Genomic DNA, 22038 nt, shown 5'->3' with positions numbered 1-22038 from the left:
TCCCCTGTGACGGAAGTGCCCCTCGTTACGTGATCCGGAACGAACACGGACCGTTCGGTGACGTTTCACGTGAAACAGCGCGCCGCGGCTCCGTGAGGGTGGTGCCGGATCCGTCGGACGTACCGAGTCCGCTCGCCGGCGTCGTTCAGTCGCCGAACGCCACGGGCCGGTAGGGAGTGAACTCGGCGTCGCCGCCCGGCAGGCCGTAGGTCAGGCTCCGGTGGTCGGTGCCGTGACCGCCCCGCTGCTCGAAGGCGGTGTACGAGGAGTGCGCGGCGTCGTTCCACTTCTCGAAGATGACGACGTGCCGGTTGTTGTTGTCCCCCGTCGCGTCGATGAGCAGGTCGCCGCCCTGCAACGCGCCGAGCGCTATGGGCCGGGTGAGGCCGCGGTCGGAGGCCAGGCCCACGGTATTGGTGCCCGGCGTCGGCAGCCCGAGGGCCATCGACACATAGCCGGAGCAGTCCTGCCGGTAGCCGTCCTTCCAGACCTTGGCCTGGCTGTACGGGACCTGCGCGCCGTTGTCGGCGGTCAGCCAGGTGGCGGCGCGCGCCAGCATCTCCTGGCGCGAACTGCCCGGCTGCTGCGGCGGCTGACCGCCGTGGACGGGTATGCCCGGCAGCCGGTCCTGCGGTATGGCCACCGCGACCACGGTGAGGAAGCCCTTCACCGGCCCGGTGATGTGGGCCATGAAGGTCGAGCAGGCGCTGCCCTCGCACACCCGGTGGCCGGTGTCGACCTGGTAGTCGGCGGTGATCCGGTCCCGGCCCGGCCCGGAGGTGTTGATCACCCCCACGGCGGGGGAGCGCGTGTCGGCGCCGGCGTGCACCACCCAACGGGTGCCCCACGTGGGGAAGTCGGCGCGGGCGGTCCGCTGTGCGTCGCTTGCGGCACCGTGCGCGACCCCGGTGACCCCGGTGATGCCGAGACCGGCCACGGCGGCCGCGGGAAGCACGCGGCGCAGCAGGGCCCGACGGAGTGCGGATCCCGCGCCCTCCACGGGGGTTGTGCCGTCCCCTGGTTGCGTGGTGCCGTGTTCGGCCATGCGTGCCCCTCCGCGTCATCGGTCCGTGCCGTTCTCCTGATCGGTTCGCGGCGACGGGGACCATGCTGGGGCGGGACGCGGACGACGAACGGCCGATCCGCGTCCCGTGGGACGCACCTGCCCTCTCACAAGGCTGTGACCTGCGAGGACGTTCCGGTAGGCGGGGGTTTTCGGGACGCCGTCGGGGGCGTGCTGGGACATGACGGGACAGCCGCGGGCGGCCCGGGCCGCGCGTCGCCGACCTCCCTGGGGGAGGCCGGCGCGGAGAAAGGGCGCCCGCCGGGGGATTCGCGGGCGCCCTGCTTTGGGGGCGGCGGAGTGCCTTCGGGCGATGGCCCGGATTACCAGGAGGCCGCCGTGTTCGGGTCCGTCTGCCAGTACGACACCCGCGCGTTGTCATCGATGTACGCCGAGCCGCCGGGCAGTGCCACCTTTGCCGAGCCGCCGACGCTCCCGTTGCCGTCCCGGCCGGAGAGGCTGACGGACAGCGAGGTCGCGTTGATGCCGTTGCTGCCGCCGTCGGCCCCGGACAGCAGCACGCTGGCGTAGCCGGACTCCCCCGGAGTCAGCGTGACCACCGCCTGCGGCTTGCTGTCCGGCATGTCGGCCACCGCCGCCTGGGCGTTGTCGAACTGCAGGTAGGGGTAGGCGTAGAGGTCGCAGGTGGCGCCCGAGGTGTTGGTGGCCTGCAGCATCAGGTGGTTGATCGGGCGGGTCAGCGGCTTCGCCACGATACGGATCTTCGCCGCGTCGCAGGCGGTCCGCCGGGCACCGGAGCCCGTGCCCCCGCCGTTGGCGGACGGGCCCGCACCACCCGAGGAGCCGTGCTTCCCGGCGCTGGCAGTGCTGTCCGTGACGGTGGTGCCGCCCTTGCTGTTGTTGCCGTCCTTGTCGCCCTTGCTGTCCTTACTGCCGTTCCCCGTAGGCGCGTTGCTGTCCTGTTTGCCCTGCCCGCTCTGTCCGCCGTCGGCCGCCGGGTCCTTGGAGTCCTGCGGGGCCGGGTTGAACGGCTTGGCGTCGCTGGTCTTGAGCGGGTTGTCCTGACCGCCGCAGGCGGTGAGGGTGAGCGCGGCGACGGCGGTCAGCCCGGCCGCGGCGATCCGCAGCGTACGGCGCCGGGCCATGCGGGAGAGACGGGCGGCGGTGGCGTCGGTGCGTGGCATGTCCGGTCTCCCCCGGTCGACGGGCGCTGTGCTGCGCTCCGTGGCGTGGCCGGGCCTGGTCGGCGCCCGGCCCGGTCGGTCCTGCGGTCTGACCACAAGATTGCCGACCGCCGCTGCCGTGCCACTAACGCCTGCCTAACGTCCGCCCCGCGCCGCTCAGCGGGGCGTGCCACCAGGGCGTCCGCCCTGCCCCCCGGGCTCCGTTCCGTCGCCGCTCTCCCGTCCCCGCTCGCCGTCCCCGCCCTCGTCCCGGGCGAACAGCTGGGTCAGGGTGCTGATCGTGTAGACGTCGGTGGCCTCTTCGTCCACCAGGTGCATCTCCGCGAGCCGCTCCAGGCCGTCCTGGGTGCGCTCCTGGTCGGACCCGGCGAGCGCCGCCGCAGCGGAGGCGTTGAGATGCCCGTCGGGGCTGTTCGCCAGCGCCCGGAGCAGCCGCGCGTCGTCCGCGGACAGCCGGGCGACGGACATCCGCAGCGCCGCCGCGATCCCGGTGTCCTCCGCCGACAGCAGTGCCAGCCGCCGCCGCTCGTCGCGCAGCGCCGAGGCCAGCCTGGCCAGCCGCCAGCGCGGCCTGGCGGTCAGTTGCGCCGCCGCGGCCCGCAGCGCCAGCGGCAGCCCGTCGCACAGATCCACCAACTCCCGGGCCGCGGCCGGGTCCTCCGCGACCCGCACCGACCCGAGCATGGCACCGAGCAGCGCTGCTCCCTCCTCGTGGCCGAGGGCCTGGAGGCCCACCGGCCAGGCGCAGTCCGTGGCCACCAGCCCGTCGAGCCGGCTGCGGCTGGTGACGACCGTGGCGCAGTGCGGACCGCCGGGCAGCAGCGGTCGGACCTGAGCCGAACTCCGCGCGTTGTCCAGGACGACCAGCAGCCGGCGTTCGGCCACCAGCGAGCGGAACAGCGCCGAGGCGGCCTGCGCGGAGCCGGGCACCCGCTCCGGACGGGTGCCGAGCGCCAGGAGGAAGTCGCGCAGGATCTCGGCCGGCGCGGCCTCGTCGCCCTCGCCGAAGCCGCGCAGATCGGCGAAGAGCTGCCCGTCGGGGAAGGCCCCGGCGTGCAGATGCGCCCACTGCACGGCACACGCGGTCTTGCCGACGCCGGCCGGGCCCGCGACCACGGCCAGCGGGCTCTCCCCGGTCGTACGGTCCGCCAACGCTTCGGTCAGGGCCTGGAGTTGGTACTCCCGTCCCAGGAAGCGCGCGGGCGGCCGGGGAAGCAGCCGGGGCGCCGCACCGGCCCTTTCCCGACCGGTCTCCGCCCCTGCAGGCGTGGCCGTCCCGCCGGCCGCGCCGGTGCTCCCGCCTTCGGGCGACGGTGCGGTGCCGTCAGGTTTCACGTGAAACGCGCGCCCCTCGGTCGACGCGTCCTTGGCCCCGCGCGCCGGCTCCGCGGCCTTCCGCCCCCTGTCCGTGGCCTCCGCCCGCAGGATCTCCTCGTACGCCGCGCGCAGCCGCTCACCCGGATCGACCCCCAGCTCCTCGCTGAGCAGCCGCCGGGTGCGGTGGTACCACTCCAGTGCGTCGGACTGCCGCCCCGTCCGGAACAGCGCCCGCATCAGCGCGGCGATCAGACCTTCCCGCAACGGGTGGTTGACGGCCGCGGAGTACAGCAGGGCCGCGGCCTGTTCCTGCTCGCCGAGCACGCTGTACGCCCGGGCCAGGGCCTCGACGGCGGACAGCCTGCGCTCCTCCAGGGCGTGCGCGGCGGCGGCGAAGGGCGGGCTGGTGACCGTGCCGGTCAGTGCCGGCCCGCGCCACAGCCCCAGCGCCTCGCGCAGCAGCGGCACGGCATCGGCCGGCGCGGCCTCCGGACGGGCCAACGCGACCAGCTCACCGAAGCGGTGAGCGTCGATCAGCTCCTCCGGCAGCCGCAGCAGATAGGCCGAGCCGTGCGTGGCCAGCTCGATGCCGTACGCCTCGGCTCCGCCCGCGGCCAGCGTGGCACGCAGCCGTGAGACATGCCCCTGCACGACCGTACGGGCGTGCTCGGGCGGTTCGTCCTCCCACAGGGAGTCGATCAACTGCTCCAGTGGGACGGTGGTGTTGGGCTGCAAAAGCAGCAGTGCCAGCACACTGCGCCGTTTGGCGGGCCCGAGCGACAGCTCCTCGGAGCCGCTTGTCACGGAGATCGGGCCGAGCAGCGAGAATTCCAACTCAGCTCTCCAGGAATGCCGTGAGGGCGTTCGCCAGCAGGTACGGGTCCTGGGCGCCGCACAGTTCGCGGGCCGAGTGCATCGACAGGATCGCGACACCGATGTCGACGGTCTGGATGCCGTGCCGGGCAGCGGTGATCGGGCCGATCGTGGTGCCGCACGGCATCGAGTTGTGCGACACGAAGGACTGCCAGGGCACACCGGCCCGCTCGCAGGCCGCGGCGAACACCGCCCGCCCGCTGCCGTCGGTCGCGTACCGCTGGTTGACGTTCACCTTGAGGATCGGTCCGCCGTTGGGCATCGGGTGGTGCCCCGGCTCGTGCCGGTCGCCGTAGTTGGGGTGTACGGCGTGCCCGGTGTCCGACGACAGGCAGACGGTGCCGGCGAAGGCCCGGGCCCGGTCCTCGTACCCGCCGCCGCGGGCGAAGACCGAACGCTCCAGCACCGTGCCGAGCAGCGGGCCGTCCGCGCCGGTGTCCGACTGGCTGCCGTTCTCCTCGTGGTCGAAGGCGGCCAGGACCGGGATGCCGGACAGTCGGCCGCCGTCGGCTGCCGCCGCGGCGAGTGCCGCCGTACCGGCGTGCACGGACAGCAGGTTGTCCATCCGCGGCCCGGCGACCAGTTCGCGGTCGCGCCCGAGGTAGGCGGGTGGTTCCACGCTGTGCACCATCAGATCCCAGCCCTTGATGTCGCCGGCCGGGACCCCGATCTCGTCCGCCACGAACGCGATCAGATCGCCCTCGGCGACCTCGCCCAGTCCCCAGATCGGCGTCATATGGCGCTGCTTGTCGAGCTTGAGGCCCTCGGTGTTCACCGATCGGTCCAGGTGCACGGCCAACTGCGGCACCCGCAGCAGCGGCCGGTCCACGTTGACGAGCCGGTTGCTGCCGTCGCTCAGGGTCACCCGGCCGCTGAGCCCCAGATCGCGGTCGAGCCAGGTGTTGAGCAGCGTCCCGCCGTAGATCTCGACGGCGATCTGCCGCCAACCGCGGGCGCCGGTGTCCGGGATCGGCTTGACGCGGAGGTTGGGGGAGTCGGTGTGCGCGCCGACGATGCGGAACGGGGTCGCGGCGCTCGCGCCCTCGGGCACGTACCAGGCGATGATCGCGCCGCCGCGCAGCACGTACTTCCCGCCGCTCCGGCCGTCCCATGCGTCGGTCTCCGCCACCTGCCGGAAGCCGGCCTTCTCCAGCCGTTCCGCCGCGTTCGCCACCGCGTGGTACGGCGAGGGGCTGGCGGCGAGGAAGGACATCAGGTCGTCGGTGTGGCCGCGGTCGAAGCGGGCGGAGTTGGTCATGGATTCAGCATAAGGAGCCAACTCCGCTCTACCGCGTGCCCCTAGGCCGCGACTCCGTTGCCTTCCGGCCACGATTTTCCCATTCCAGAGCGGATGCGCCGGTGGAGCGCCCGATTCCGGTCCCACTCGGCCGCACGGGCACCGGTGGGCTCGTCCGCACCATCCGTCCCGGCATGACGATGCCCGCCTCCCCGGGGGAAGAAGAGGCGGGCACCATCAGTGTCGGCATTGATTCTGAGAGGTTTGTGAGAACCCCGTGACGGTCCGGGAACAGCTCCCGGACCGTCAGGACTCAACAGAGGCTCAGAACGCGGCCTCGTCGAGCTCCATCAGGGACTGGTCGATGGAGTCGGCCAGCGTGCGCTGGAGCGCCACGCCGGGCAGGACGTTGTGCGCGAAGAACTTCGCGGCAGCGATCTTGCCCTCGTAGAACGGCTTGTCCTTCGACGACGCACCGGCCAGCTTCTCGGCGGCCACCGCGGCGCCCTTGAGGAGCAGGTAGCCGACGACGACGTCACCGGAGGCCATCAGCAGGCGGGTGGTGTTCAGGCCGACCTTGTAGATGGACTTGACGTCCTTCTCCGTGGCGGCGAGGTCGGTCAGCATGGCGCCGACGATGCCCTCCAGGGCCTCGGCGGCCTTGGCTAGCTCGCCGCGGGCCTGCTCCAGCTCGGCGCCGCCCTCGGCGTCGGCCAGGAACGTCTTGATCGTCTCCGCCAGCTGGGTCAGGGCGGCGCCCTGGTTGCGGACGATCTTCCGGAAGAAGAAGTCCTGCCCCTGGATGGCGGTGGTGCCCTCGTAGAGGGTGTCGATCTTGGAGTCCCGGATGTACTGCTCGATCGGGTACTCCTGGAGGTAGCCGGAGCCGCCGAAGGTCTGCAGCGACTGGGCCAGCTGCTCGTAGGACCGCTCCGAGCCGTAGCCCTTGACGATCGGCAGCAGCAGGTCGTTCAGCGCGTGCGTGGCGGACGCGTCCTCGCCGGCGGCCTCCTTGATCAGGATCTCGTCCTGGACGGTGGCGGTGTACAGCACCAGGGCGCGCATGCCCTCGGCGTACGCCTTCTGCGTCATCAGCGAGCGGCGCACGTCCGGGTGGTGGGTGATCGTGACGCGCGGGGCGGACTTGTCGGTGAACGCCGCCAGGTCCGCGCCCTGCACGCGCTCCTTGGCGTACTCCAGGGCGTTGAGGTAGCCGGTGGAGAGGGTCGCTATCGCCTTGGTGCCGACCATCATCCGGGCGAACTCGATGATCCGGAACATCTGGCGGATGCCGTCGTGCTTCTCGCCGATCAGCCAGCCCTTGGCGGGGTGGCGGTCGCCGAAGGTCATCTCGCAGGTGTTGGACGCCTTCAGGCCCATCTTGTGCTCGACGTTGGTGGCGTAGACGCCGTTGCGCTCGCCCAGCTCGCCGGTCTCGAAGTCGAACTCGTACTTCGGCACGAGGAAGAGGGAGAGGCCCTTGGTGCCGGGGCCGTGGCCCTCGGGGCGGGCGAGGACGTAGTGGAGGATGTTCTCCGCCATGTCGTGCTCACCGGAGGTGATGAAGCGCTTCACGCCCTCGATGTGCCAGGAGCCGTCCTCCTGCTTGACCGCCTTGGTGCGGCCGGCGCCGACGTCCGAGCCGGCGTCGGGCTCGGTCAGCACCATGGTGGAGCCCCAGCCCTTCTCCGTGGCGACCTTGGCGATGTGCTTCTGCTGCTCGGTGCCCTCCTCGAAGAGCACGCCTGCGAAGGCCGGACCGGAGGCGTACATCCACACGGCGGGGTTCGATCCCAGGATGGACTCGGCGAAGGCCCACAGCAGGGAACGCGGCGTCGTGGTGCCGCCGATCTCCTCCGGGATGCCCAGGCGCCACCACTCGGCGTCCATGTACGCCTGGTAGCTCTTCTTGAAGGTGTCCGGCACCGGCGCGGTGTTGGTGTCCGGGTCGAAGACCGGGGGGTTCCGGTCGGCGTCGGCGTACGAATCGGCCAGCTCGTTCTCCGAGAGTCGGGCGATCTCGGACAGCACGCTCTTGGCGGTGTCGACGTCCATCTCCGCGAACGGTCCGGTGCCGTACACGCTGTCACGGCCGAACACCTCGAAGAGGTTGAACTCGATGTCGCGGAGATTCGACTTGTAGTGCCCCATGGGTACGGCTCCGTAAGGGTTCGGGAGGGCCTCTGTACGAGGAAGACCTCGACGCGAGGAAGGGACCTCGATACGCAATACCAGCAAGTAGCTACGATGATGCTACCCATCAGTAATAAGAAGCAACCCCTAACGGCCGATCTGTGACGAGCGTCCCCCGCGCCACCCCGAATCAGTACGCTGTGGCGCATGTACGGCTACGACCAGAACGCGGGCGCCGGGCAGCAGTACGGAGCGCCGCCCCCGCCGCAGCAACCGGCCCCCGGGGGCTACGGCGAGCAGCCGCTGTATCCCGAGCCGTCCCCGCCCTCCCTCGCCGACGCGGTGCGGGCCTTCACGACCGGCTCGATGTCGGCCGAGGACTTCCAGGGCATCTTCTCGACGTCCAAGGTCTACTGCCCGCGCGGTGACAACCCCGGTTTCCTGGCGCTGCACAACACCCAGCAGCCGGTGATCCCGATGTTCACCTCGCTCAAGGAGCTGCGCCGGTACGCGGGCAAGGAGTCCAAGTACTTCGTGATCACCGGCGCCGAGGTGCTCGACCTGCTGCCGACCGGCTACGGATTCGTCCTCGACATGGAGGGCGACCACCGGATGGTCTTCGACGCGAAGGCCGTGGAGCAGATGGTCGACTTCGCCATGCGCCGGATGTACGGCTAGCCGGGATTGCTGGGCGGGCCGCCGACGATGCCCTCGGGGCGGCCTGCCTCCACCCCTTCTTCTCCCCGCTGACCTGCGGAAACCTCCATGGGGTCGAATCGGGAATGGCGCACGCCTTGCCAGTTGTTCAGCTTTCAACTAACTTGTTTGAAGCGCGAACAACCGAGGAGGCCGTCATGCCCGCCGTGACCATAGAGAATCCGCTGACCCTGCCGAGGGTGGCCGCGCCCGCCGGGGCACGCACCCGGCCCGTGCTGACCGTCAACACCGCCCCGAGCGGTTTCGAGGGCGAGGGCTTCCCGGTGCGCCGCGCCTTCGCCGGGATCGCCTACCGGCACCTCGACCCGTTCATCATGATGGACCAGATGGGCGAGGTGGAGTACGCGCCCGGAGAGCCCAAGGGCACGCCCTGGCACCCGCACCGCGGCTTCGAGACCGTGACGTATCTGCTCGACGGCACGTTCGTGCACCGTGACTCGCACGGTGGCGGAGGGGTCATCAACGACGGCGACACCCAGTGGATGACGGCGGGCTCCGGCCTGCTGCACATAGAGGCGCCGCCGGAGTCGCTGGTGATGTCGGGCGGTCTCTTCCACGGCCTCCAGCTGTGGGTGAACCTCCCGAAGAGCGACAAGATGATGGCGCCGCGCTACCAGGACATCGGTGGCGGCCGGGTCAAGCTGCTGACCTCCGCCGACGGCGGTGCGCTGCTGCGGCTGATCGCCGGTGACATCGATGGTCACCAGGGGCCGGGCGTCACCCACACCCCGATCACGATGATCCATGTGACGGTGAGCCCGGGTGCCGAGGTCACGCTGCCCTGGCGTGCGGACTTCAACGGCCTCGCCTACGCCCTGGCCGGGCGTGGCACCGCCGGTGCGGAGGGCCGTCCGTTCCACATAGGCCAGGCGGTGGTCTTCGGAGAGGGCGACGCGCTCACGATCCGGGCCGACGAAAGCCAGGAGTCGCGCAGTCCGAACTTCGAGGTGGTGCTGCTGGGCGGGCTGCCGATCCGCGAGCCGATGATGCACTACGGACCGTTCGTCATGAACACCCACGCCGAACTGGCCCAGGCCTTCGAGGACTTCCAGGCCGGCCGGCTGGGCACGATTCCCGCTGACGCGCTATGAGCGGCCGCTGATGCCGGGATCGTGGGGGCGGTGTTTCACGTGAAACACCGCCCCCACACACGTGTTTCACGTGAAACGCCCCGGTGCGGGCCGCATCCCGGCCCGTGAGGGAGGGGCCCAATACGCCTCACCGGCCGCCCTGCCGTGGTGGACTGTCCGAGTGCGAAACGACTCGGATCAAGACCGGAGCGGCGCCCAGCCCGGCGGGCCGCCGCACTCTGCGCCCCTGCTCCCGATCGAGGCCCGCCGCGCCGCGGCATGGTGCGCGGCCGGACTGCTGGTTGCGGCGGTGGTCGCCGTCGGCGTCTGGCTCTGCGTCGAGTTGAGTGCCGCGGTCACCCCCGTGCTGCTGGCTCTGCTCGGCAGTGCGCTGCTCGGTCCGGTGTACCGGCGGCTGGTGGCGATGCGGCTCAACCGTTCGTTGGCGGCCGGGCTGACCTGCGCCCTTCTGATGGTCGTGGTCGGGGGCGCCGGATACGTCGTGGTCAGCGCGCTGGTCGACACCGGGGACCAGATCATCGCCTCGCTCAAGGACGCGGCGGCGGATCTCACCAAACACTTCGGCGTGGCCGGGAATTCACTCAGCGATCTCGCCACCAACGCCAAGACGCTGGTCGGCAAGTTCGGCAGCACCGCCGCCTCCGGGCTGCTGGCCGGCGTGAGCATCGTGGGACAGTTCATCGCCGCCGCGGTGCTGGCCCTGCTGCTGACGTTCTTCTTCCTGCGCGACGCGGACAAGGCGGTCGGTGCGCTGCACGACTGGTCGCCGGGCAACTCGGCCCCTCAGCTGGAACGGATGGCCCGCCGCGGCTTCCAGTCCATCGAGGGCTTCATGCGTGGTACCACCTTCATCGCGCTGATCGACGCCATCTGCATCACCGTCGGCCTGCTGATCCTGGACGTTCCCGGTGCGCTCGGCCTGGGCGCGCTGGTCTTCGTCGGCGCCTACATCCCCTACCTCGGCGCGTTCATCTCGGGCGCCGTGGCGATCCTGGTGGCCTTCGCGGACCGGGGCGTCGTGATCGCGCTCTGGGCGCTCGGCGTGGTCCTCGCCGTCCAGGTGCTGGAGGGCCACGTGCTCCAGCCCATGATCCAGAGCCGTACGGTCCAGATGCATCCGGCGGTCGTCATGCTGGCGATCACCGCGGGCGCGAGCGTCGCCGGGATCCTCGGCATGCTGCTGTCCGTCCCGCTCACCGCGGCGATCTCCGGCGTCCTGCACGAACTGCGCAAGCACTACGCGGCGGGCTCGGGGACGGACTCCTCGTCGCCGGACGACACCGCGCCGGGCGACTCTCCCGCCGCCCCGGCGCCCTCGTAGAGCTCGAACCACGTCGACTTGCCGTCCCCGCGCGGGTCCACTCCCCACGCCCCGGCCAGCAGTTCCAGCAGCACCAGGCCGCGCCCCGAGGACGCCAGCTCACCGGGCCGGCGGCGGTGCGGCAGTTCGTCGCTGCCGTCGGCGACCTCGACCCGGAGGCGCCGGGTACCGCGTTCGCCGGAGACCTCGGCCACCAACAGCGCGTCCCCGTCGGTGTGCGTCAGCACATTGGTGACGATCTCGGAGACCAGCAGGGCCGCGGAATCCACCTGGTCCGGGTCGCGCCAGTCGTGCAGCACATCGCGCATCTGGCGCCGCGCCGCGGCGATCCGCTCGGGCTCCGCCTGCGCGACGGAGAACACGGTGCGCCGCCCGGGCCGCTGCGCGAGCCGGTCCCCGGCGCCCACGCCGCAGCTGGCACCCTCGCGGGAGAGCAGCAGCAGGGCGATGTCGTCCTCGCGACGGTCCACCAGCGGACCGGTGGTGTGGTGCGACGACGGGCCGTGCACCGCCTGGACCAGGGCGTCGGCCAGCTGCTCCAGGCTCTCCGCACCGCCTTCGTCGGTCCCGGTGCCATGCGTCTCGAAGACGTCGCGCAGCCGTCCCCAGCCGGTCTCCAGGTCGTGCCCGCCGGTCTCGATCAGCCCGTCGGTGCAGACCAGCATGGTCTCGCCGGGCTCCAGCACGATCCGGGTGGTGGGGTAGTCGCCGTCCGGGTCGATGCCCAGCGGCAGCCCGCCCGAGGTGGGCCGGATCATCACCGCGCCGTCGGCCATCCGGATCGCCGGGTCCGGGTGGCCGGCCCGCGCCACGTCGAGCAATCCGGTGGCCGGGTCGACCTCTATGTACAGGCAGGTCGCGAAGCGCTGGTCCTCGCCGTGGCCGCGGAACTCGGTCTCGTTGATCCCGGCGAGGAAGCGGGAGGCGCGGGAGAGCACCGCGTCGGGGTGATGCCCCTCGGAGGCATAGGCGCGCAGCGCGATCCGCAGCTGCCCCATCAGGCCCGCGGCCCGTACGTCGTGGCCCTGGACGTCCCCGATGACCAGCGCGATCCGCCCGGACGGCAGCGGGATCATGTCGTACCAGTCGCCGCCGACCTCCAGTCCGCCGCCGGTCGGCACATAGCGGGCCGCCACCGTCATTCCGGGGATGTCCGGCTGCACCGTCGGCATCATGCTCCGCTGCAGCCCCACCGCCAGCTCGTGCTGCGACTCCTGCACACCGGCCCTGGCCAGTGCCTGGGCCAGCATCCGGGCGACGGTGGTCAGCACCGAGCGCTCGTCCGGGGTGAAGCCGACCGGCTGGGCGAACCCGGCCATCCAGGCGCCGATCGTCCGGCCCGCGTTCACCAGCGGCAGATACGCCCAGGACGTGCAGTCGAGATCGGCGGCCAGGGGCCAGGTGGCGGGGTAGCGGCGCTGGTAGTCCTCCGGGGTGGGCAGGTAGATCGCCCGGCCGGTGCGCACCACCTCGGCGGCGGGATAGTCGGTCTCCAACATCATCTCGGAGAAGGGCAGCTCGTCGCCGGGGAGGCGCCCGTGGTGGCCGATCACCGAGAGCCGGTCGCCTCGGATGCCGAAGACCGCCAGGCCGTCCGGCATGAGCCCGGGCATGGAGAGCCCGGCCGCGACCCGCAGCACCTCGGCAGTGGACCGCGCCTCGGCCAGCGCCCGGCCCGCGTCCAGCAGGAACGCCTCGCGCGAGCGGTGCCAGTCGCCGGTGACCGGGGACCGTGCCGCGGAGGTGCCGGGCTGCGGCTCGGGCACCTCCTGCAGGGTGCCGACCAGTTCGAAGTCGCCGTTGACGATCCGGGGCCGGGAGCGGGAGCGGACGACGCGCAGTACCCGCCCGCGCTCGTCCACGATGCGCAGCCGCGCCTCGGCGACCGTCCCCTCGGAGACCGCGAGCTGGACGACACCGTTGATCTCGGCGAAGTCGACGGGATGAAAACGGGAGCGCACGGCGGCCTCGGTGAGTTCGGCCGGCTCCGTGGGAAGCCCCAGCAGCCGGGCCGCTTCCGCGTCGAGGGTCACTCGGCCGGATGCGTTGTCCCAGCGCCACAGGCCGGTCGCGATGGCGGCCAGGAGGTCCTTGGTGCGCATTGCATTACTTTAGGGGGATTTGGCGTGGCCCGACCAGCGAGCCGGACGTGACCATCGTCGCAGCCCGGAGGCCCGGTTTCACACCGGGGGGACTCTGATGGGTATATGTCAACCAGCTCGCCAGAGCCGGGCGGTAACCTGGAGCGGTTATGCCACTCCTGGGGTGGTCTTTCGGGTGATCCACAAGGCGATCGATCGGGCACGCGAGCCTGCTATCTCCCCTTCCCACCCGTCAGCTCCCCACCTCGACTCGCGACGACTTGGATGAGCGATGCATCGGTACCGGTCCCATAACTGCGGCGAGCTCCGAGCCGCGGACGTCGACACCGACGTCCGTCTCAGCGGCTGGCTGCACAATCGACGTGACCTGGGCGGCATCCTCTTCATCGATCTGCGCGACCACTACGGTCTCGTGCAGCTCGTCGCCCGCCCCGGCACCCCGGCCAACGAGGTTCTCGGCTCGCTGACCAAGGAGACCGTCGTCCGCATCGACGGCAAGGTCAGCGCCCGTGGCACCGAGAACGTCAACCCCGACCTGCCGACCGGCGAGATCGAGATCGAGGTCGGCGAGGTCGAGGTGCTCGGCGCCGCCGAGCAGATCCCGTTCACGATCAACGCCGAGGACGGTGTCAACGAGGAGAAGCGCCTCGAATACCGCTTCCTCGACCTGCGCCGCGAGCGCATGCACCGCAACATCATGCTGCGCACGGCCGTGATCTCCGCGATCCGGCACAAGATGGTGGCCCTCGGCTTCAACGAGATGGCGACCCCGATCCTGTCCGCGACCTCCCCCGAGGGCGCCCGCGACTTCCTGGTCCCGTCCCGTCTGCACGCCGGCAGGTTCTACGCGCTGCCGCAGGCCCCGCAGCAGTTCAAGCAGCTGCTGATGATCGCCGGCTTCGACCGCTACTTCCAGATCGCGCCCTGCTTCCGCGACGAGGACGCCCGCGCGGACCGCTCGCCGGGCGAGTTCTACCAGCTCGACGTCGAGATGAGCTTCGTCGAGCAGGAGGACGTCTTCCAGCCGATCGAGCAGCTGATGACCGAGCTCTTCACCGAGTTCGGCAACGGCCGCACGGTCACCTCGCCCTTCCCGCGCATCCCGTTCCGCGAGGCGATCCTCAAGTACGGCTCCGACAAGCCGGACCTGCGCGCCGAGTTGGAGCTGGTGGACGTCACCGACGTCTTCGCGAACTCCGGCTTCAAGGCGTTCGCCGGCAAGCACGTCCGCGCCCTGGCCGTGCCGGACACCGCCGACCAGCCGCGGAAGTTCTTCGACCAGCTGGGCGACTTCGCCGTCGCGCAGGGCGCCAAGGGCCTGGCGTGGGTCCGCGTCGGCGAGGGCAACGCGCTCGCCGGTCCGATCGCCAAGTTCCTCACCGACGACGACGTCAAGGCGCTGGTCACGGCCCTCGACCTGAAGCCCGGTCACGCCGTCTTCTTCGGCGCCGGCCACTTCGACGAGGTCTCCAAGATCATGGGCGCGGTGCGCGTCGAGGCCGCCAAGCGCGCCGGCCACTTCGTGGAGAACGAGTTCCGCTTCTGCTGGATCGTCGACTTCCCGATGTTCGAGCGCGACGCCGACACCGGCAAGATCGAGTTCTCCCACAACCCGTTCTCCATGCCGCAGGGCGGCCTGGAGGCGCTGGAGACCAAGGACCCGCTGGACATCCTCGCCTGGCAGTACGACATCGTCTGCAACGGCACCGAGCTGTCCTCCGGCGCGATCCGGAACCACGAGCCGGACGTCATGTACAAGGCGTTCGCGATCGCCGGTTACGACAAGGAGACCGTGGAGGCCGAGTTCGGCGGCATGCTCCGCGCCTTCAAGTTCGGCGCCCCGCCGCACGGTGGCATCGCCCCCGGCGTCGACCGGATCGTCATGCTGCTCGCCGACGAGCCCAACATCCGCGAGACCATCGCCTTCCCGCTCAACGGCAACGCGCAGGACCTCCTGATGGGCGCCCCGTCCGAGGTCGACGAGGCCCGCCTCAAGGAGCTGCACCTGAGCATCCGCACCGGCCCGGCGAAGCCGACGCCGTACAAGCCGACCAAGTAGGACGGCGCACAGGGGCCCGGGACCACGGTGGTGGTCCCGGGCCCCTGCGCATCCCTGGGGGGAAGCCCGCCGCCGTGGGCCCCCTACGAAGGACGCCCCCGGACCGAACGGTCCAGGGGCGTCCCTTCTGCGTTGTCAGCTCCGCGTGTCGGGCGTCAGCCCTCGTCGCCGCCGAACCGCTCCCGGTAGGACTCCAGGTCATCCTCGGTGATCTTCGCGAAGAGCACCGGCGGCACCGTGAACGGCGTCCCGGCGGGCACGAACGCCAGCGCCTTGGCCTCGTCCTGCGACACCCACGCGGCCGTGTCGCCCTCCAGCGCGAACGCGCCCCGCATGGCCTTCGCCGACGCCGGGATGAACGGCTCGGAGACCACCGAGTAGAGGTGGATCAGGTTCATCGCGGTCCGCAGCGTCAGCGCCGCCGCGTCCTTGTCCGTCTTGATCTCCAGCCACGGGGCCTTCTCCTCCAGGTAGGAGTTGCCCGCGCTCCACAGGGCGCGCAGCGCGGCCGACGCCTTGCGGAACTGGAGCGCCTCCATGTGGCCCTCGTACTCGGCGAGCAGCCCGGCGATCTCCTCGCCCAGCTTCTGCTCGGCGGCCCCGGCCTCGGCGCCCGCCGGCACCTCGTCGCCGAACCGCTTCCGCGAGAACGACAGCACCCGGTTGACGAAGTTGCCGAGGGTGTCGGCCAGGTCCTTGTTGACGGAGGACGAGAACAGCTCCCAGGTGAAGGACGTGTCGTCGGACTCCGGGGCGTGCGCCATCAGGAAGTAGCGCCAGTAGTCGGCCGGCAGCAGCTCCAGCGCCGCATCGGTGAAGATGCCGCGCTTCTGCGACGTGGAGAACTTCCCGCCGTAGTAGTTGAGCCAGTTGAACGCCTTGAGGAAGTCGACCCGCTTCCACGGCTCGCGGGTCCCCAGCTGCGTCGCCGGGAACATCACGCTGTGGAACGGCACGTTGTCCTTGGCCATGAACTCCGTGTAGCGGACGTCATCGGCCTCGTACCACCACGACTTCCAGTCGCGCTCCTCCGGCGCCTGGTCCGCCCACTCCTTCGTCGAGCCGATGTACTCGATCGGGGCGTCGAACCAGACGTAGAAGACCTTGCCCTCGGCGGCCAGCTCCGGCCACACATCGGCCGGCACCGGTACGCCCCAGTCCAGGTCGCGGGTGATCGCCCGGTCCTGGAGGCCCTCGGTCAGCCACTTGTGGGCGATGGACGACGCCAGGGTCGGCCATTCCTTGCTGCCGTTGCCGGCCAGCCAGCCCTCGACCTCGTGCTGGAGCTTCGACTGGAGCAGGAAGAGGTGCTTGGTCTCGCGCACCTCCAGGTCACCGCTGCCGCTGATCGCCGAGCGGGCGTCGATCAGGTCCGTCGGGTCCAGGACCCGGGTGCAGTTCTCGCACTGGTCGCCGCGCGCCTTGTCGTAGCCGCAGTGCGGGCAGGTGCCGACGATGTAGCGGTCGGGCAGGAAGCGGCCGTCGGCGTTCGAGTAGACCTGGCGGATGGCCCGCTCTTCGATGAAGCCGTTCTCGTGCAGCTTGCGCGCGAAGTGCTGGGTCAGCTCGACGTTCTCCTGCGAGGAGCTCCGGCCGAAGTGGTCGAACTCCAACCCGAAGCCGTCGTAGATCGCCTTCTGCTTGTGGTGCTGCTCGGTGCAGAACTCGGCGACGGACTGCCCCGCGTCCTTCGCCGCCAGCTCGGCGGGCGTGCCGTGCTCGTCGGTCGCGCAGATGTAGAGGACGTCGTGACCGCGCTGCCGCAGGTACCGGGAGTACACATCGGCCGGGAGCATGGACCCCACCATGTTGCCCAGGTGCTTGATCCCGTTGATGTACGGAAGGGCGCTGGTGATGAGGTGTCGAGCCATTGCCGGCTGCTCCCAAGTCGCTACGGTGAGTGATGATTTGCTTTACGCAACGTCAATATCGTACTGGACGGGGTAGGGGTACCCGCTCGAGCATTTTCGGGCTCGGAAGGGAGCCGCGAGCGGTGACTCGCCCGCTCGTTCCACGGGAAACGGGCCCGATGTCCCTCTCCGTCCATCATCACGCACACGGCCTGCGCTCTTCTGCCCTGTTTCACGTGAAACAGCCGCGGCCGGACCCGATCGGGTCCGGCCGCGGCTTAAGAGGCGGGAGATGCCGTGGGTCAGCTGTCCTTGAGGACCTTGGCGGTGCGGGCCTCGGTCAGCCACTCGGGGAACTCGACCATCAGCTGCTGGTAGAGCTCGTCGTGGGAGAGGCCGCGGGGGTCGCGGCCGGCGTGGAAGAAGCCGGCGTTGTCGACGACGCGCTTCTCCGGGACGGTCAGGTCGTCGAGCTTGCGGAGGAAGTCGAAGCCCTTGGCCTCCGGGTCACCGAAGCCGATGAACTGCCAGAAGATGGGGAGCCCGGCCGCCTCGCACAGGGCCCGCTCGGCGGCGGGCTTGGACGTCGGTGCGCCGTCGGTCTGGAAGATGACGAACGCGGGGTGGGCGGAGCCCGACTTCTTGTAGTGCTCGACGACGGCCTCAATGGCCCAGTGGTAGTTCGTCCGGCCCATGTGGCCGAGGCCGGAGTGCAGCTCCTCGATCCGGCCCTCGTAGGTGGTGAGGTCCAGGTCGGCGGTGCCGTCCACGTCGGTGGAGAAGAAGACGACCGGGACGGTGGCCTTGTCGTCGAAGTGCGCGGAGAGGCTGAGGGCCTGCTCGGCGAGGTGCTGGACGGTGCCGTCCTTGTAGTAGTTGCGCATCGAGCCGGAGCGGTCGAGAACCAGGTAGACCGTGGCGCGCTGCTGGGTGAGCTGGTGCTTCTCCAGCGTGGTCCGTGCCGCGTCGTAGAGCGGGAGGAGGGCGGGGGCGACCGCCGCGACCGGGTGGGGTGCGTCGGTGGCGGGAGCCTGCTCCACGGTCTCGGCGGGCGCGGTGACCTCGGCGGACTCCGTGACCTCGGCGGCCGGCTCGGGGGTCGGCTCGGCGGCGGCTTCGGTGGCTGCCGCCGCCGGAGCGTCGGCGACCTCGGGCGTCGCTTCTGCCTCGGCCTTCTCGGTCTCTTCCTGGGCCTGCTCCGCCTGGGCCTGGGCCGGGGCCGGTGCGTCCTCCATGTCGGAGGGCCGGTCCGCCGCCGGGGCCTCTTCCCTTTCCTTCGCCTGCGCCGGCTGTGCGTCCGGCGTCGGCTCGGTCGCCTCCTCCGCCGCGGCGGCGGTCGCCGGGGTGTCGAACGCCTGGCTGACCAGGTCGGCGGCGCTGTCGGCAGCGGCCGGAGCGTTGGCGGCCGGAGCGGCGTCGGACCCCGACCCGCGCTCGTCCTTCGCCGTGGGCTCTTCCGCGAGCTCCTTGGCGGTGGCCGCTTCCTCGCGCGGGGCCTCGGGCGTCGCCGTGCCCTGGTCCGCGACCGCCTCCGTGCCCTCGTCGGTCTCCTTGCCGGCGGCCTGGGGCTGGGGCGCCTCGGCCGTCGGCTTCGTGGCCTCGGGGGCGGGCGCCGGCTCGTCCCGCACGGGAGCCTCGTCCCGCACGGGTGCCTCCTCCTTCGCCGCGGGCTCCGGTGTGCGCTCAACCGGCCGGCTCTGGGCGGGCAGTGAGGCGGTGACCGGCGCCGGCGCGGGCGTGGACTCGGCGGGCTCGGCGGGTGCCGTGCGGGCGGCGGGGACCTCGACCTCGGGAGTCGCGGCGGCCGGAGCCGGGGTGGATTCCTCGCGGGCCTCCGGGATGGTTGCCGATTCCGGCTTGTCGGTGCTGTCCCGGGCCGCGCCGGATCCGTCGCGGGTCGCCTTGGAGCGACCAAAGGCGTTGCGCAGCAGACTCCGAATGCCCATCGGCTGACCTCTCTTGCATGTGGTGGGTGCGGCGAATGTCCGTGAAGCGCGGACATGTCCCTGACCAGGACGGCTACGTAAGGGTAGCGGCCTGCACCGGCTTGATCGTGGGAACCCGCGCCTCGCACGGTGGGCCATACGGGGGTGTTGAGCGAGGATGCGGTTTCGGCCAGCGCATCGCCGGTCCGGAAAACACACACAGGGCGAGGGAAAATGTGCACGCATCCTTTGCGGAAAAGCCCCGATTGATCGTTAAAAAGGGACGACGTGACCGTTTGCAGGACGGGTCTTGATCCCCCGCATGGTGCGGAAGTGGCGTATGGCGTGCTCAATGCGACGGATAGCGAAATTGTCGGGGATGTCGACGCGGGGTGCTGCTGCGACCCGAGGCGCAGCGATGCAACTGGCGTGGTGGTCAGGATAGTTCGGGACGGGGGCGGTGAGGCGGTTCGGTCCGCGGCGATCTCGGTGCTGAAGAGGACATCTTGTCGCCAGGTGTTCACCGGCACGTCGTTTCACGTGAAACATGCACGTGGTTCCGTCGGTTGTGACGGACCTCCCGGCCCCGCCCATGCACATCACGTGGGGGAAACGAACAGGCAAGAGCTCGGTAAGAAGTAAGTCGTGCAGGTATCCGATTCCCGGATGCGCCCGTCTTCTCCGGTGACCATTGTCCTGAGCCGCCCGTTGTGCCTCGGGGGGCGGCCGGTGAGAAGGCAAGAACCCTTTCGAGGGTGACGGGAGATGTGGGCGCATGGGGCTGACCAGTCAGTCGCTCGAAATCACGGTGATCGTGCTGGCGGTGGTCTGTGTTGCCGCGACGGTGTGGCTCTGGCCCCGGCTGTCGCGGAACGGGTGGCGCCACGTGTTGGGGAGGCTGGGGGCCATCGTGGTCACCCAGCTGTCGATCGTGTCCGCGCTCGCCCTCGCGGTGAACGCGAATTTCGAGTTCTACGGCAACTGGGACGAGTTGCTGGGCAACAACGAGCAGGCCCCGGCCTCGGTGAGCCAGGGCGACGGGCAGTACGCCACGGTCGGCAACATCAAGGGCGGGCTGATCCAGCCCGCCGGCCCCCAGGGGCTCGACCGGGTGACCGGACTGCCGCAGGGGCCCGCCAGCAAGGTGGGCAAGGTCGAGTCCGTACGGATCATCGGCCGCCGCACCCGGGCCATCAACCCGGGCTTCGTGTATCTGCCGCCGCAGTACTTCCAGCAGCAGTTCCACCGGCAGCGCTTCCCCGTCATGGTCGTCATCAGCGGCTACCCGGGCGGGATCATGAACCTCGCGCAGCATCTCCAGATCCCGCAGAACGCGGGCCAGTTGATCGCGCAGGGCAAGATGCAGCCGACCGTGATCGTTATGGTGCGGCCGACGATCGCGCCGCCGCGCGACACCGAGTGCGTGGACGTGCCGGGCGGTCCGCAGGCCGAGACGTTCTTCACCAAGGACCTGCCGGACGCCATGAAGTCGGCCTACCGGGTGGGCCATGACCCGAGCGCCTGGGGCGCGTTCGGGTACTCGTCCGGCGGTACCTGCTCGCTTCAGCTGGCGATGCGCAACCCGAAGGCGTACACCTCGGCGGTCTCGCTCTCCGGCGACTATGCGATCAAGGACGACCTCACCACCGGGAGCCTCTTCGGTCCCGGCCCGACGGGCGCCCAGCACCAGCGCGAGCATGATCTGCTGTGGCGGCTGCAGAACCTGCCCTCGCCGCAGGTCTCGGTGCTGGTGGCCAGCAGCCGCCAGGGCGAGTCGGACTACGGCGACACCATGAAGTTCATCCACGCGGTGAAGCCGCCGATGCGGGTCGACTCGATCATCCTGCCCCACGGCAGCCACCAGTTCGGGACCTGGCGGCGGGAGGTCGTACCGGCCCTGGAGTGGCAGAGCCAGCAGCTGACCTTCCCGCAGGACACCGAGCCGAACCCGCCGCAGAAGCCGGCGCCCGGGCAGACGAAGGGTGCGGCCAAGGGGCAGGCGCCCGCCGATGACCGGTCCCACAAGCGGGTGGAGGCCGAGCGCCCTCAGGGGTGAGGTGAGAGCCGCCCGGGGCGGGGGCATGCGCAAGGGGGCGCCGGACTGTTCCGGCGCCCCCTTCGTCGTACGGCCGGTCCCCCGTGTGAGGACGCCGTTCTGTCCCCGGCCGCTCACCGCCCGCGCCGTGGGGTCCCGCCCCAACGGGACCCGGCCCGCCCCGGCGGGCCCGGCTCACGGCCGGTAGGCCATCCCCGGTTCCGGCTTCGCCGGGGAGAGCAGCTGGGACACGGTGACGACCGTGTAGCCGCGCTTCTTGAGCTCCTTGAGGATGCCGGGGACGGCCGGCACGGTGCCCTTGTAGATGTCGTGGAGCAGGATGATGCCGTCGCGCTTGGTCTGGTCGAGCACCCGCTTGGTGATCAGCGCCGAGTCGGTGGTCTCGTAGTCCTTGGCGGTCACGCTCCACAGGACCTGCGCCAGACCGAGTTCCTTGCTGATCTCGGAGACCGTGCCGTCGGTCCGGCCCTGCGGCGGGCGCATCAGCGTCGGCGTCTTGCCGGTGATCTTGCGGACCTCGTCCTGGACCCGGGACAGCTCGCGCTTGACCTCGTCCGGCTTGATCTCCGTGAGGATCTGGTGGGACCAGGTGTGGTTGGCCAGCTCATGGCCCTCGGCGTCGATCCGCTTCACCTCGGCGGGGCGCTCGGCGATGTGGTTCTTGCCGAGCATGAAGAACGTGGCGTGGGCCTTGTTCTCCTTGAGGATGTCCAGCAGCCGGTTGGTGTTCTCGCTCGGGCCCGCGTCGAAGGTCAGCGCCACGCACTTGGCCTTGCGGCAGTCGACGTCGCCGCCGGCGTCCCCGCCCTTGGTGTCCTTGGCGTCCTTGGCCTTCACATCGGTCGCCGGGGCGTCGGCCCGCGCGTCGGCCGGTGCGGTGACGTCGTAGCTGGCGCAGCCGCTGAGGGCCAGGGCCAGGGAGGCGGCCGTCAGCAGCCCGACCATGGACGAGCGGCGGGCCGCGGATATCTGCTTCGGCATGCGATGTCTTTCCTGGAGTCGTTCGCGGGGGTGCTGGCTGCTGTGGCGTACTCGGCGTTCTTCCTCGAAGCCCTTCGCTCACGGGTGGTCCCCGGGGCATCGGCGACCGGGGGTCCGGGCACGGCGAAGCGGGCGCGGACGGGCCATCGGCCCGGCGCGCCGAACGTC

14 protein-coding genes are annotated in these 22038 nt (G+C 70.6%); 5 read left to right on the top strand and 9 right to left on the bottom strand.

Annotated elements, in window-relative coordinates; all coding sequences use genetic code 11:
• Positions 1-145 precede the first annotated feature (145 nt).
• The 5 genes from JNO44_RS21895 to JNO44_RS21875 form a co-directional block, all read right to left on the bottom strand.
• Complete coding sequence (locus JNO44_RS21895) at positions 146-1045, bottom strand: NlpC/P60 family protein (RefSeq protein ID WP_205365762.1); 900 nt, start codon at positions 1043-1045, stop codon at positions 146-148.
• A gap of 341 nt (positions 1046-1386) precedes the next feature.
• Positions 1387-2208 carry a DUF4232 domain-containing protein gene (locus JNO44_RS21890; RefSeq protein ID WP_205365761.1) on the bottom strand — a complete coding sequence of 274 codons (822 nt, stop codon included), beginning with the start codon at positions 2206-2208 and terminating at the stop codon, positions 1387-1389.
• 156 nt (positions 2209-2364) lie between these two features.
• Positions 2365-4359, bottom strand: coding sequence for an AfsR/SARP family transcriptional regulator (locus JNO44_RS21885; protein ID WP_205365760.1), 1995 nt, complete (start codon positions 4357-4359; stop codon positions 2365-2367).
• A 1-nt stretch (position 4360) separates the two neighbouring features.
• Positions 4361-5656: a M18 family aminopeptidase gene (locus tag JNO44_RS21880; protein WP_205365759.1), complete on the bottom strand. Its 1296-nt coding sequence runs from the start codon at positions 5654-5656 to the stop codon at positions 4361-4363.
• Positions 5657-5959: 303 nt separating this feature from the next.
• The gene (locus JNO44_RS21875) at positions 5960-7786 is read right to left on the bottom strand and encodes an acyl-CoA dehydrogenase (RefSeq protein WP_039634869.1); all 1827 of its coding nucleotides are present in this window, start codon (positions 7784-7786) and stop codon (positions 5960-5962) included.
• 189 nt (positions 7787-7975) lie between these two features.
• Here JNO44_RS21875 and JNO44_RS21870 point away from each other — a divergent pair, with 189 nt between their 5' ends.
• From JNO44_RS21870 to JNO44_RS21860, 3 genes are all read left to right on the top strand, one after another.
• On the top strand, positions 7976-8446 hold the full coding sequence (locus JNO44_RS21870) for an SseB family protein (protein WP_016571781.1): 471 nt from the start codon (positions 7976-7978) through the stop codon (positions 8444-8446).
• A 176-nt stretch (positions 8447-8622) separates the two neighbouring features.
• A complete protein-coding gene (locus JNO44_RS21865; RefSeq protein ID WP_205365758.1) occupies positions 8623-9576 on the top strand; it encodes a pirin family protein in 954 nt (317 codons plus the stop codon).
• A 160-nt stretch (positions 9577-9736) separates the two neighbouring features.
• The gene (locus JNO44_RS21860; protein ID WP_205365757.1) at positions 9737-10897 is read left to right on the top strand and encodes an AI-2E family transporter; all 1161 of its coding nucleotides are present in this window, start codon (positions 9737-9739) and stop codon (positions 10895-10897) included.
• Here JNO44_RS21860 and JNO44_RS21855 read toward each other — a convergent pair.
• Entirely contained in the window at positions 10813-12999 is a 2187-nt protein-coding gene (locus tag JNO44_RS21855; RefSeq protein WP_205365756.1) for an ATP-binding SpoIIE family protein phosphatase, read from the bottom strand. The two genes, JNO44_RS21860 and JNO44_RS21855, sit on opposite strands and share 85 nt — an antisense overlap.
• Positions 13000-13270: 271 nt before the next feature.
• Here JNO44_RS21855 and aspS point away from each other — a divergent pair, with 271 nt between their 5' ends.
• On the top strand, positions 13271-15058 hold the full coding sequence (aspS, locus tag JNO44_RS21850) for an aspartate--tRNA ligase (protein ID WP_205365755.1): 1788 nt from the start codon (positions 13271-13273) through the stop codon (positions 15056-15058).
• Positions 15059-15213: 155 nt separating this feature from the next.
• Here the strand turns inward: aspS and metG are convergent, their stop codons facing one another.
• Complete coding sequence (gene metG / locus JNO44_RS21845) at positions 15214-16929, bottom strand: methionine--tRNA ligase (RefSeq protein ID WP_205365754.1); 1716 nt, start codon at positions 16927-16929, stop codon at positions 15214-15216.
• Between the two features lie 281 nt (positions 16930-17210).
• On the bottom strand, positions 17211-18854 hold the full coding sequence (locus JNO44_RS21840; RefSeq protein WP_205365753.1) for a vWA domain-containing protein: 1644 nt from the start codon (positions 18852-18854) through the stop codon (positions 17211-17213).
• 754 nt (positions 18855-19608) lie between these two features.
• On the opposite strand from JNO44_RS21840, the gene JNO44_RS21835 reads away from it, so the two are divergent.
• The gene (locus JNO44_RS21835) at positions 19609-20889 is read left to right on the top strand and encodes an alpha/beta hydrolase (RefSeq protein ID WP_189858776.1); all 1281 of its coding nucleotides are present in this window, start codon (positions 19609-19611) and stop codon (positions 20887-20889) included.
• 174 nt (positions 20890-21063) lie between these two features.
• Here JNO44_RS21835 and JNO44_RS21830 read toward each other — a convergent pair whose 3' ends face one another.
• Positions 21064-21870 carry a polysaccharide deacetylase family protein gene (locus JNO44_RS21830; protein ID WP_205365752.1) on the bottom strand — a complete coding sequence of 269 codons (807 nt, stop codon included), beginning with the start codon at positions 21868-21870 and terminating at the stop codon, positions 21064-21066.
• Positions 21871-22038: the final 168 nt, after the last annotated feature.

The organism is Streptomyces noursei (assembly GCF_016917755.1).
Classification (GTDB): Bacteria; Actinomycetota; Actinomycetes; order Streptomycetales; family Streptomycetaceae; genus Streptomyces; species Streptomyces yunnanensis.
This window is presented reverse-complemented; position numbering and strand designations above follow the sequence as displayed.